Annotated in this window: 13 protein-coding genes; 11 read left to right on the top strand and 2 right to left on the bottom strand. The window is 34.7% G+C overall.

Annotated features, from left to right (window positions below; translation table 11 throughout):
- Positions 1 to 19: 19 nt before the first annotated feature.
- Together K9M53_RS00790 and K9M53_RS00785 are read right to left on the bottom strand one after the other, a co-directional pair.
- Positions 20 to 853: a 2OG-Fe(II) oxygenase gene (locus K9M53_RS00790; RefSeq protein WP_224017059.1), complete on the bottom strand. Its 834-nt coding sequence runs from the start codon at positions 851 to 853 to the stop codon at positions 20 to 22.
- 59 nt (positions 854 to 912) lie between these two features.
- A complete protein-coding gene (locus K9M53_RS00785; RefSeq protein ID WP_224017057.1) occupies positions 913 to 1,923 on the bottom strand; it encodes a glycosyltransferase family 4 protein in 1,011 nt (336 codons plus the stop codon).
- Between the two features lie 187 nt (positions 1,924 to 2,110).
- Here K9M53_RS00785 and K9M53_RS00780 point away from each other — a divergent pair, with 187 nt between their 5' ends.
- The 11 genes from K9M53_RS00780 to K9M53_RS00730 all read left to right on the top strand — a co-directional run bounded on the left by K9M53_RS00780 (position 2,111) and on the right by K9M53_RS00730 (position 13,183).
- Positions 2,111 to 2,740 carry a sugar transferase gene (locus K9M53_RS00780; protein WP_224017055.1) on the top strand — a complete coding sequence of 210 codons (630 nt, stop codon included), beginning with the start codon at positions 2,111 to 2,113 and terminating at the stop codon, positions 2,738 to 2,740.
- 52 nt (positions 2,741 to 2,792) lie between these two features.
- Positions 2,793 to 3,995, top strand: coding sequence for a hypothetical protein (locus tag K9M53_RS00775; protein ID WP_224017054.1), 1,203 nt, complete (start codon positions 2,793 to 2,795; stop codon positions 3,993 to 3,995).
- Positions 3,996 to 4,106: 111 nt separating this feature from the next.
- Positions 4,107 to 5,174, top strand: a complete 1,068-nt coding sequence (locus K9M53_RS00770) for a glycosyltransferase (protein WP_224017052.1) — start codon at positions 4,107 to 4,109, stop codon at positions 5,172 to 5,174.
- Positions 5,175 to 5,244: 70 nt separating this feature from the next.
- Positions 5,245 to 6,294: a dTDP-glucose 4,6-dehydratase gene (gene rfbB, locus K9M53_RS00765; protein WP_224017051.1), complete on the top strand. Its 1,050-nt coding sequence runs from the start codon at positions 5,245 to 5,247 to the stop codon at positions 6,292 to 6,294.
- Entirely contained in the window at positions 6,294 to 7,154 is an 861-nt protein-coding gene (rfbA, locus tag K9M53_RS00760; RefSeq protein WP_224017049.1) for a glucose-1-phosphate thymidylyltransferase RfbA, read from the top strand. The genes rfbB and rfbA overlap by 1 nt, the downstream gene beginning before the upstream one ends.
- A gap of 36 nt (positions 7,155 to 7,190) precedes the next feature.
- Positions 7,191 to 8,570, top strand: a complete 1,380-nt coding sequence (locus K9M53_RS00755; RefSeq protein WP_224017047.1) for a lipopolysaccharide biosynthesis protein — start codon at positions 7,191 to 7,193, stop codon at positions 8,568 to 8,570.
- Between the two features lie 8 nt (positions 8,571 to 8,578).
- Complete coding sequence (locus K9M53_RS00750; RefSeq protein ID WP_224017045.1) at positions 8,579 to 9,667, top strand: DegT/DnrJ/EryC1/StrS family aminotransferase; 1,089 nt, start codon at positions 8,579 to 8,581, stop codon at positions 9,665 to 9,667.
- Positions 9,667 to 10,098, top strand: a complete 432-nt coding sequence (locus K9M53_RS00745) for a GNAT family N-acetyltransferase (protein WP_224017043.1) — start codon at positions 9,667 to 9,669, stop codon at positions 10,096 to 10,098. Before K9M53_RS00750 ends, K9M53_RS00745 begins: the two co-directional genes overlap by 1 nt.
- Positions 10,095 to 11,282 (top strand): glycosyltransferase family 4 protein, encoded by a 1,188-nt coding sequence (locus tag K9M53_RS00740; protein ID WP_224017040.1) that lies wholly within the window; start codon positions 10,095 to 10,097, stop codon positions 11,280 to 11,282. The genes K9M53_RS00745 and K9M53_RS00740 overlap by 4 nt, the downstream gene beginning before the upstream one ends.
- Positions 11,283 to 11,327: 45 nt before the next feature.
- On the top strand, positions 11,328 to 12,092 hold the full coding sequence (locus tag K9M53_RS00735) for a glycosyltransferase family 2 protein (RefSeq protein WP_224017038.1): 765 nt from the start codon (positions 11,328 to 11,330) through the stop codon (positions 12,090 to 12,092).
- A gap of 5 nt (positions 12,093 to 12,097) precedes the next feature.
- The gene (locus K9M53_RS00730; protein WP_224017036.1) at positions 12,098 to 13,183 is read left to right on the top strand and encodes a glycosyltransferase; all 1,086 of its coding nucleotides are present in this window, start codon (positions 12,098 to 12,100) and stop codon (positions 13,181 to 13,183) included.
- Positions 13,184 to 13,188: the final 5 nt, after the last annotated feature.

The raw sequence follows: 13,188 nt of genomic DNA, 5'->3' as shown, positions 1-13,188 counted from the left end.
CTTTAGTTAACTGTATGTACTAAGGCTTATTACGAATTTTTTTTACCGCAATGAATATAATAGGGGGAAGAATACTTTTTGCAATAGTTCTGATCGTAGTATACTTATTTACATTCGCATCCATTCCTTTGCGTCCTACAAAAGTGGTTAATGTTCTTTCATCATCTTTTACCTGAACTTCTTCTGCCGGCCTGCCATTGGTGTAATAATATAATGCTAAAGAACGTCTGCTTCTGTCTGGCGGACATGTTAGTGGATCCGGATGTCCGTGCCATGAATAATCAGTTGTACTGAAAATTGCCAGCCTGTTAAATACGGGTAAAATACGTTTAACAGATTTGCTCATATCTCTTTCCCACAATTCAAAATGGCCGCCATATTCATCTTTCCAATCTTCATTAAGATATACAAGTATGTTTACCCGCCTATCCAATAAACTCGTTTTGTGTTTATGGAAATCAACGTGCATTTTTAAATAACCTCCTGGTTTTATTTCATGAAAACCTGCGCCTTCAAAATATGGATCAGGCAACAACGTTTCTTTTATACCTGTTAAGTTTTGTAGAAACTCAAGAAATGGTTGAGAATTTAAAAAATGTACAAATGCTTTTGTTGCATCTTCAAACCTGTATTCGCCTTTGGTAGCTAGTTTTAATTGATAAGGATTTTCAAACTTAATATCTGTTTTATCATTACCGAGCTCGGGAAACTCAGACAATACTTTTTTTAACGCATCTGCATTGAAAAAATCATCAAAATAAATGTTAGGAAAAGGAGCCGCATTTTGATACTCCGCACTATGCTTTTTTCCTAGTTCTAATAATTCCTCGATACTGATATTTAGAAAATCCATCTTATACTTTTTACGAAGTTATATTAATTTAAAAGCAAATCATTACATAGCGCAATACCTTAGTTTTCCTTCGCTTTTGATAAAAAAGCATAACACATCAGGTATATAATAACAAATAATAAAACAAATAAAATTAAAGCCGTTTGATTATTATAAAAACAAATTGCTGCTATATTAAAAAAAAATACAACAGGCAATATCACAAAAACAGTTTGTGAGTTTTTCCCTTTCACAACGCCTCTGTTTATCAGCATATGTAAATGGTTACTATCCGGATGAAATGGTGAAGAATTTTCAATAATTCCCTTTCTGATGAATGAAAAAATAACTTCCATAACAGGATATGCAATGCAAACCAACACAAAAAAGGGACTAATTTGTGTATGTCGGCACGAGATCAGCATTGCCATTACTGCCATAAAAAATCCAAGAATATATGCACCTCCATCGCCCAAAAAGATCTTTCCTTTCGGGTAATTAAAAAATATAAAGCCGATAATAGCAGCAACAATTACTACGTTTATTATAAATAATTCACCATCAAAAAAACGATGGCACATATAAGCAAAAGAGCCAAAAATGATTATTGCCGTGCCTGATAAAAGCCCGTTAAAACCATCGATCATATTTGCTCCGTTAATTAAGCCAATGATAGCAATAAAGCTGATGAATACACCGCTTGAATAATTTAAAGTAAACAATCCAAAATTGGTAACAACAGTGTTTAATAAAATAGCCGGTAAAATGCCCGAAGCAAACATTATCAGCAATCGTTTATTGGGGCTGAAATTGAGGTAAATATCTTCAAACAGCCCGGCTAAAAAAGCAGGCAATGCGCAGAACAACAGTAAAAAGCCGGTTTTACCTACAAAACAAAAGATCCAGCAAGCAATAAAAACGCCAACACCTCCTACCCTTGGCGTAGGATTTTTATGAAATTTTTGAGGCAGATCGCTTTCATGATGATCTATAAAAATGCCTCTTTTATGAGACAATCGGATAAAAATAACCTGAATGAGCATGCTCATTATCAGCGAAACCCCAAAGCAGAGAAACGAATAATAATTCATCAGTTAGAGCTGCAAATATATACGTTTTAAAAATCCTTTTAATTTCAGGCTGTTTTTGGCCTCGATTGCGTAAATATTTAACTTTTTGTCCTGTTATTGCTTATTTTTACAGTACCGACTACAATTTAAACCCACTTAATGATCTAAATTTTACCAAAACTTTTTTCAGACATAGTGAATTAGTATTATGGTGACTATTAACGATTCCGTAAATTACTTGTCGGTACAGGAAATCCCTGTTATTAAACTGCTGGTTAAAAGAATAATTGATATTCTTTTCTCACTTGTATTATTGCCTTTAGCATTACCTATTATTTTATTGGCTTGCTTAGCTATGTGGATCTCTTCCGGCGGCCCGCTTATCTTTAAGCAAAAACGAGTAGGTTTAAATGGAAAGATCTTTACCATTTACAAAATACGTACAATGGTGCATTGCCCCGAAGGTTATGTGGATTTTACCAGGAAAAATGACAGCCGTATAACTAAGGTTGGTTTGTTTTTAAGAAAATTAAAGATCGATGAACTGCCTCAATTGTTCAATGTATTAAAAGGCGACATGAGCTGGATCGGCCCTCGTCCTGAAAGAGTAGAGATAGTTGAAAAATATATTCAGGCAAATAACTCTTATCAGTATCGTCATATTATAAAGCCAGGCATTACAGGATTAGCGCAGGTAAATAATCCTACTGCTACACCTGAAGAAAACCTGGTAAAACTGCAATACGACCTGTATTACATCAACAATTATTCTGTAAAGCTAGATTTTCAGATCCTTGCCAAAACAATTAATGTTGTAACAACTATGGAAGGTTTGTAATTGTGAAATAATGGCTATCTTTTCTTTTTAAGTTTAGCTAAAACAGGTTTTCTTGAAGCAACTGCAAAAAAATAACGTACAAGGTTATACTAAAACAGCCATCGATTCTTTTCTATTGCTTTTTCCCGGAGCGCTTTCTGCCCTGTTGATTTTTTTAGTTTCCTCTAACCGGTTATTGCCTTCGGATAAGGAATCTACCATCTTCTTACTTAATTTCATTCAATTGCAATGGCTGGGCATTACTATTGCAAAATATGGTATTGATCAAATGATCTTGGCACGGCTACAGCCAAACAATACTACACAATTCAGCGCTTTCATTAAACAAAGAATCATTCCGCTCACAATAGCTTATTGCATTGTTATTGGCCTTATAAAAGGACCTACTTATGCATCGGCATTAGCGATTACTATTGCAATGGAAGCAATTACGATAGCCATCAGCACAGAGTTAAGCATAAGCAATAGAATTAAAAACTCAGCTCTCTTAACTTTGTTAGGCAACCCACTGGTATTTATATTGATCTTTATCGCTTACAATATTCATCAACTTTCAATTAATGTCATTTTTATATGCTCTGTATTATCTTCATTAGTACGCATACTTTTAGCTTTTTTATTTAGAAATAAAGGAGAAAAACAAGCTATTGCCCTGTTAAGCTATCATGTTCCATTACAACAGATTGGCAATTTTATAATGTTTCGGTTAGATCAGCTGCTGATTGCAGTAAGTCTTACTGGCATGGTATTTCTAGCAGATACATCTTTAAAAAGCTATTATCTTTTCTTGGCAAAATTTCCTGAAGTTGCCAGTGGGGTTATTGTTTCACTGGCGCCTATTTTATATAGAAAGCTGGGAGACGAAACCAATGCATCTATCGGTAATTTATTAAAGCATAAGCTTTTTATAGTACTCTCTGCAGGCATTATCATCTGCCAACTCCTTATAAGCTTTTATATTTTTAAACAAAAAGATATCACTAATGATTGGCTGCTTTTTATACCCTTTGTTATTAGCTCTTTATTGATATTGCCTGTAAACCTGGTCACTTATGTGTTATTTAAAGAGGGAATTATCTCCAAAATAAACCTGCTTAATTTGATGAGTTGCGTTATTGGTGTTGGTTTTTTTTTACTGTCGTTTTTATTTAAAAGCATTTATATATTCTCTTTGATTGTACCGGTGCAATTATTGGTATATGTAGTATTATTTCAAGTATTAAAATTGACCAATAAAGAATATAAAAATGGTTAAAACTCTGCCTGTAAATGCACTTTATCGGTGCAGAAAAATCCCTGTTCACACAATTATTCTGCTATCTTTGGCAAAAAACATAAACCGCCTTGCTGCTATAGAGACTTGCTGATGAAAAAGATCCTTTTTGTAGTTCCATTTCCAAAAAAAATATATCCTTCCGAGCGGTTTAGGGTAGAAATATATGAGCAAGTGCTTAAAGACGCCGGCTTTGAATATGATACTGTTTTCTTTTGGGATTATTATGCAAGAAGTATTCTTTATAAAAAAGGCAGGATCTTTCAAAAAGCGATCGGTGTTTTAAAAGGGTTTATAAGAAGATTTCAATCTTTATTTATAGTTTCAAAATACGATTATGTTTTTGTTTTAAGAGAAGCAGCGCCGGTTGGTCCACCGGTTTTTGAATGGATCTATTCAAAAATCTTAAGAAAGAAATTAATATACGATTTTGATGATGCTATCTGGATCCCGCAAATATCTACAAATAATTCATGGGCAAAGTTTACCAAAGCATTTTGGAAAGTAAAAAAGAATTGCCGGCGAGCTTATAAAGTATCTGTAGGAAACGATTATTTATACAATTATGCCATTCAATATAATCCGTCGGTGATTATTAATCCCACCTGTGTTGATACCATTAATAAACATAATGTAATTAAGGACCAGGCTACTGAAAAAGTAGTAATTGGCTGGACGGGCTCTTTTTCAACACTGCATTATTTGAATGAAATAGTACCTGTGCTGCAACAACTGGAACAGCATCACGATTTTGAGTTTATTGTAATTGCCGACCAGAACCCACATCTTCCGTTAAAAAGCTTCCGTTTTATAGAATGGAAAGAAGCCACTGAAATTGCAGATCTGATGCAATTTAATATCGGTGTTATGCCTTTAAGCAATGATGAAGTATCTAAAGGTAAAAGTGGTTTTAAACTGATACAATTTATGTCATTGGGTATTCCGGTAGTGGCCTCGCCGATTGGAGTAAATCAGCAGATAGTAGACGAAAATATCAATGGTTTTTTATGCAAAACCGAATCGGAATGGATAAATGCTTTTGAAAAATTGATCTGTGATGAACAACTACGCCAGCAAATGGGCAATGATGGCAGGAAGAAAATAGAGAAAAGGTATAGTGTTGTTGCCAATAAAGAGAATTTTTTGTCTTTATTTTCATAATATGCCACTCTTCGTCTTACTGGCAATAACATATTATATTTGCAGCCAAAAAACTTTATAAGCAATGTCAATGCGGATTTTAATTACAGGTGGTGCAGGGTTTATTGGGTCACATCTTACCAGATTATTTGTCACAAAATATCCCGATTATAAAATAGTTAATATCGACAAGCTTACCTATGCAGGTAACCTTGAAAATTTAAAAGATATTGAAAACAAGCCTAATTATACTTTTGTAAAAGGCGATATTACGGATATTGAATTATTGCGTAAGCTGTTTGAAGAGCACCAGTTTACCGGCGTTTTACACTGCGCTGCAGAAAGCCATGTGGATAGGTCCATTACAGATCCCCTGGCATTTGTAACCACCAATGTATTAGGCACAGGCTCTTTATTACAAACAGCTAAAGAATACTGGAAAGGAAATTTTGATGGAAAGATATTCTATCATATTTCTACAGATGAAGTGTACGGCTCATTGGGTGCTGAAGGATTTTTTACGGAAGAAACGCCTTATGATCCACGCAGCCCCTATTCTGCATCAAAGGCATCATCAGACCATTTGGTAAGGGCATTTTATCATACTTATCATTTTCCTGTAAAAATCTCTAATTGCTCAAACAATTATGGTCCATATCATTTTCCGGAGAAATTGATACCGCTTTGTATTCATAATATCATCAATAATAAACCGTTGCCTATATATGGTAAAGGCGAAAATGTACGTGATTGGTTGTTTGTAGAAGATCATGTGCGTGCTATTGATGTTATTTTCCATAAAGGCGCTATTGGTGAAACTTATAATATCGGCGGACATAACGAATGGACCAATATCGACCTGGTAAAAGAATTATGTCGCCAGATGGATGAAAAATTAGGCAGAGAAAAAGGCGCATCGGAAAAATTAATTACTTATGTTAAAGATCGTGCCGGTCACGACTTAAGGTATGCTATAGACGCAACTAAATTAAAGAATGAATTAGGCTGGCTGCCCTCTTTACAATTTGAAGAAGGCATTTCCAAAACCATTGATTGGTATCTAGCCAATCAACAATGGTTGAATGATATTACCAGCGGCAACTATCAAAACTATTACGAACAACAATATCACAAAAGATAATGAAAGGAATAATCCTTGCAGGCGGAAGCGGCACCAGGCTTTATCCCATTACAATGGGCATCAGCAAACAATTAATGCCTATTTACGATAAGCCCATGATATATTACCCTCTAAGCACTTTAATGTTAGCAGGCATAAAAGAAATTTTAGTCATTACAACTCCCGAAGATCAGTCGCAGTTCATGCGTTTGTTAGGTGATGGCTCGCAATGGGGATGTAAGATCGAATATGCAAAGCAGGAGGTTCCTAACGGGCTGGCGCAGGCATTTGTGATAGGCGAAAAATTTGTTGGCAAAGACAGCGTAGCATTGGTTTTGGGTGATAATATATTTTATGGAAGTGGTTTTAGTAAATTATTACAAAATTCTGCAGATCCGAATGGTGCTGTAATTTTTGCTTACCCGGTAAGCGATCCTGAACGCTACGGTGTTGTTGAATTTGATAAAAATTTTAATGCGATAAGCATTGAAGAAAAGCCAGCGCAACCTAAAAGTAATTATGCTGTTCCGGGTCTGTATTTTTATGATAATGATGTAGTGGAAATTGCAAAAAATATTCAGCCAAGTGCAAGAGGAGAGTATGAGATAACTACGGTTAATGAAATCTACCTGAAAAAAAATAAATTAAAAGTAGCTGTGCTGGACAGAGGCTTTGCCTGGTTGGATACAGGCACTTTTGATTCTTTAAGTGATGCAACAGAATATGTACGAGTGATAGAAAAAAGACAAGGTTTAAAGATCGGCTGCCTGGAAGAAATTGCCTATCGCATGGGTTTCATAAACAAAGAACAATTATTATCCCTGGCAGATAAATTAAAGAAAAGCGGCTATGGCGAATACCTGAAAAGGATAGTAGGTTAATTTTCATTAAAAAGAAATGGCTTTATTAAGTAGTTAATGGCAGTATCTAACCATATTATCAATAAAGTCAAAAGTACAGTAGCTGCTAAATTTTTTTCCAATACCAACCAACGAAATAAAAGCGTTGTCAAAAATATTGGTGTGGGCTTTGTTACAAGAGGGCTTAGTATCTTCTTAAGTTTTCTGCAAATACCGATCATATTAACTGTTTTAAACAAAACAGAATACGGCATCTGGATTACGTTGTTTTCAATAACAGGCTGGTTTACTTATTTTGACCTTGGGCTAGGTAATGGGTTAAGAAATAAATTGACAGAATCTCTAGCCGAAAACGACTTTCAGAAAGGAAAGATCATTGTCAGCACTACCTATGTTTTTTTATCTTTTTTGTTTCTTTCTTTTGTACTTATTTTTTCAATAGCAGGATTTTTTGTTCCATGGAATAAACTATTAAATGCGCCTTCTGTTCGTGAATCAGAATTACTGTTACTGGCGTATAGTTGTTTTATTTGCACGCTGTTAAACTTCGTTGCAGGACTCATTCAAACCATATATGCAGCCAATCATAAAACAGGTAAAGGTAATATTCTGTCGCTCTGCATTCAATTGCTGATATTAGCAGCTACGCTATTTGTAAAGTACAGCGGCACGTCGCATCCATTATTGGTAATAGGGATTGTGCTTTCGGCAGCTCCTCTTATTGTAAACATTTTTGTTTCTCTATATCTTTTTAAAACCATTTATAAAAACATCGCTCCTTCCTTTCGTTATTTTAATAAGCTTTATTTACATGATGTAATGTCGTTAGGTATAAAGTTTTTCATCATACAAATTGCTGTTCTTGTTATTTTTTCTACTGATAACTTTTTAATTACACAGCTTTTCTCTCCCGACAAGGTAACATCCTACAATATTGTTTATAAATACTTTTCTCTTATACCGTTAGTATTTGGCATTATTACAACACCGCTATGGACTATGTACACCGATTCTTATAAAAGAGGGGATATCCAATGGATCACTAATAATGTAAATCATCTTTTAAAAATATTTTTATTATTAGTCATTGCAGTTATTATAATGATAGCCGCATCTGGCATTGCATTCAACATATGGATCGGAAAAGACTTTAATCCTTCTTTTTCATTAGTTGTGTTTATGGGTATATACATATTGCAAACTGTCTGGAACAATATTTTTGTATTACCGCTAAACAGCATTGGTAAGCTGGATGCGCAAATGTATCTCTCTATATTAGCTGCTATAATTAATATACCTTTGATAATAGCTATCAGTAAACATTTGCACAGTTTGGAAGGTGTTGTTATTGCAAATATCTGCTCGCTGCTAGGGGGCACAATAGTGCTCTATTTTCAATATAGAACTACTTTTATAAAAAAAATTGCACAAGCTTAGCATACAATATGGAAAAAAAGATACCTATTTATCAGCCTACGCTTAATGGTAATGAAAAAAAATATGTTTTAGATTGTCTTGATTCCACCTGGATATCATCAAAAGGAAAATATATTTCTTTATTTGAAGAAGCCTTTGCAAAAAAGATCGGAATTAAATATGCTGCGAGTGTTTCCAATGGCACAACAGCTATGCATCTTGCCTTGTTGGCATTAGGCATTGGCCCCGGGGATGAAGTAATTGTTCCCACGCTCACTTATATTGCCTCTGTAAATTGTATTGTATATACTGGCGCTACGCCTGTGTTTGCAGATTCTTTAAGAGACACGTGGCAATTAGATCCAGAAAGCGTTAAAAGAAAGATCACTTCTAAAACAAAGGCGATCATAGCTGTTCATTTATACGGTCATCCCTGTAATATGGATGCATTGCAAAAAATCTGTAAAGAGCATAATCTTTTTTTAATTGAAGATTGTGCCGAAGCATTTGGTTCGTTGTATAAGAACAAATACACCGGAACCTTTGGAGATATTGCAGCGTTTAGTTTTTTTGGCAATAAAACAATTTCTACCGGTGAAGGGGGAATGATCGTAACGAATGATGCTACTTTGTTTGACAGGTCGGTGCATTACAAAGGACAAGGATTGGCAAAGCATCGTCAATACTGGCACGATGTAATCGGTTATAATTACCGGATGACGAATATTTGCGCTGCCATTGGATTGGCACAACTTGAGCAGGCAGACACTTTTATTGAAAAAAAATTACAAATAGCAACATGGTATCTTGATGCTCTAAAAGATACAGCTTATGAATGCCATTTACAGGGGGCTGATATAAAGCATACCTATTGGATGTTTTCCATTTTGGTACAAGAATCTTCGCAAAGAGATAAACTACGGGAACACCTGGAAAAAAATGGAATTGAAACTCGTCCTCTATTTTATCCTGTACACACAATGCCCATGTATGAAAAAAAATACCAGCGGTATGAAGTGGCCGAAGACCTGGGCTGGCGGGGAATAAACTTGCCAAGTTATCCGGGGCTTACTCAAAAAGACATCTTGTTTATTACAGATTGTATAAAATCTTTTTAATGACAGATGTACAGCTAATTAAAATTGATAATTCCAATCATTACTTTATTAATGATTTTCTCTCTAATGCCGGTAAATCTTTAATAAGCTTCCGGTATTTTGCCAGGCGTCCACTAACCGTTATTCAGAATCATTTATGTACCTACTTATTGTTTCATAATAATGAGCCGGTTTGCTATGGTCATTTAGATAAAGAAGGCGATAAGGTATGGTTAGGCATTGCCGTTAGTGAAAAATATACGGGTAAAGGATTAGGCAAAACAATGATGGAATATTTATTACAAGCTGCCAGAAACAATATGTTGAAGGGTATTTATTTAAGTGTTGACAAAGATAATTTTGCAGCAATTGAATTATACCAAAAATTTGGGTTTGTATTACAAAAAAACACGGATACTTATTTGCTGTATTACTTAAAAATAAGCGGATGAATATTTTATATTTTATACCGACGTTGAGCCAGGAAAGTGGCGGCATACGGCAATATGCCATTGCACTATTAGAAACCCTACAAGAAGATCATTCGGGAAATCAATATTATATTCTCTACAATACGAGCGATGCTTTCATTACTGCCTGTATCAATAACTGTGATCATTTTCATGGTATTCCTGCTACCGCAATAACAGAAAAAACATATCAAAAAGTATTTCGTATAGCAACCAAGAACATAAACCTTGCTTTAGAGAAAAGTAAAAAATCGTTTCGTATCCGGCAATATTCACATATAAATAAAATTTGCAAAAAATATAAGATTGATATTATTCACGAACCCGCGCAAACCATCCCTTTAGCAAGCAATGTAAAAATTATTTGTACCATGCACGATGTTCAGGAATTGATCTTTCCTGAAAATTTTACCCCGGAACAACGCATTGGCAGGGCTGTAGCATTTTGGAATGCATTATCTGTTTCCGATAAAATAATAGTGAGTTACGAGCACGTAAAAAAAGACATCATAAAATATTTCAGAATACCTCAGGAAAAAATAATGGTATGCTTATTAAGCATGAAAAATTTATGGTTCATGAAATATAGAGGCAGCGTTTTAAAAAATATTGCCGACCTGTATTTACCCAAAAAATTTTTACTTTATCCAGCAAATACCTGGCAACATAAAAATCACATTAAATTATTAGAAGCTATCGCTTACCTGCGGGATGAAAAAGGAGTTACCATCTCCCTTGTTTGTACAGGTAATAAAACTGTCTTTTTTGATCATGCAATAATGCCTGTACTAAAAAAATTGGATCTGGATAATAATGTATCGTTTTTAGGAATTGTAGATGATGAAACGCTGTATGCTATTTATAAGAGCGCCGAAGCTGTTGTGGTGCCTACTATGTACGAAGCCGGAAGCTTTCCGTTGATGGAAAGCATTATCATGGAAATCCCGGTAGTTTGTTCAAATGTAACATCCTTGCCAGAAACAATTGGTGACAGTCGTTTTACATTTGATCCGTCAAATGTAGAAGACATAGCCGAGAAGTGTTATAAGATATATGCTGATACAGAATACAGGCAACATAATATCGCTAACAGCAAACTACATGCAGACAAAATATTACATACAGATGCCCTTAAAAAAATAGTGAATATGTATGCAAATCTTTAAACGGCTTATCTTGCATACAATTTTTATTACTTATAAACCTTATAAATGCCACAGCCGGTTCTTAGCATTATCACTATTAATTATAATAATGAACCCGGTTTGCGCAAAACAATAAAAAGTGTTTTTGATCAAACTTTCACCGACTACGAATACATTATCATTGATGGCGGTTCTACTGATGGCAGTACGGTCATAATAGAAGAACATCAACAAAGATTTTCATACACGGTTTCCGAAAAAGACAATGGTATTTACGATGCCATCAATAAAGGAATTGCAAAAGCAAAAGGCCGATATCTTCTATTCCTGAACTCGGGGGATTTTTTGGTGAATGAAAAGGTTTTATCAATTATAAGCAAATCGCTAATTCAACAACAGCACGACATTGTATATGGCAAAGCGATCGTTTATGGCATTGTCAAATACAACCCTTATCCCTTACATTTATTAAATATATTGGAAACAGGAATTTGCCATCAATCGATGTTCTTTAAGAAAGAGCTTTTTGATAAAGCGGGATTGTATGACACTTCTTATAAAGTAGTGGCAGATATTTGTCACATCATTCTTTGCCTGGTTCGATATAATGCTACTAATTTTTTTATAGATACAACAATTGTAGAAATGGAACGCGACGGTATAAGTACTGTTTCTAAGTCCAATAATATGCAAGAGCGGCAGGCATTTCTTAATAAAGAATTCCCTGTAATAGCCGCCGACTATCTATTACTGCAACAATATCACAAAAGAGATTATATCCGAAGAGGAAAAAATTTTTTACAGCGAAAACTCAATAGCGATAAAGAATAAGGGAAATGAAGAGAAAAACCATTGTAATTGTTATAAATGACCTGGGAGCAGGTGGCGCAGAAAAATTAGTAACGGATCTATTACCCGGGATGAACAATGCTTATAAAGTAATTCTCGTAACCCTTAATAAGAAGGGTATTTTTGACGTAACAAAAACGATCGTTTGTGAAAAAAGTTATTGCTTAAATTTTAAAAGCAATTTATCAATACCGCGATGTGCTTTACAGTTAAAAAGAATTATAAAAGGGCATCAGCCCGATTTGGTACACTCTCATCTTTTTCATAGTAGTTTAATAGCCCGCATTGCTTGTCCCGCCGATATTCCCCTTGTGTTTACAATACATGGTGCTTTAGGGTATGAAGTATTTAGCAAAAATGTTTTCTGGAGATTTATAGAAAACGCTACGGTACGTAAGTATCATTCTGTTATAGCGGTAGCAGAGCATTTACTGGAGGATTATGAAAAATATATTAAAAGGGTAAACAAAAGGTTTGTAGTTCCCAATTGTATTTCAGATGAATTTTTTGAAACAAAACCACCATCCAAAAACTATAATCAATTTACGGTATTAAAGATGGTGGCAGTTGGCAATATAAAGCCTGTAAAAAATTATGCATACCTGGTAGAAGCATTTAAAAAGCTGCAAAACGTTAATATAACCTTGGATATTTACGGCATTGACCAAGGCGGCATGACTGGCTTACAAAAAGAAATTGATGACAACCAACTTCCTATTATTTTTAAGGGAGTAACAACAAACGTAAGCAAGATCCTGCCTGATTACAACATGTATGTAATGCCCTCTAAAAGTGAAGGCTGCAGTGTAGCTGTAATGGAAGCAATGATTATTGGATTACCTTTATTACTATCGGCTTTGCCGGGATTGAAAGCGGAAACGCAAGACAATGCAGTCTTTTTTGATATTGCTGATGAGCAAAGCTTTATTGATCGTATCACAGAAATAGTTGAAAACAAGTACGATTTAAATGATATGTCGGTAAAAGGAATTGAAATAGCAACCGAGAATTATACACAGTCCAAATACTTTGAACGGTTGTTTGCGATTTACGAAACATTGATAAACTCTTGATATTT

Source organism: Ferruginibacter albus, from assembly GCF_020042285.1.
Classification (GTDB): Bacteria; Bacteroidota; Bacteroidia; order Chitinophagales; family Chitinophagaceae; genus Ferruginibacter; species Ferruginibacter albus.
This window is presented reverse-complemented; position numbering and strand designations above follow the sequence as displayed.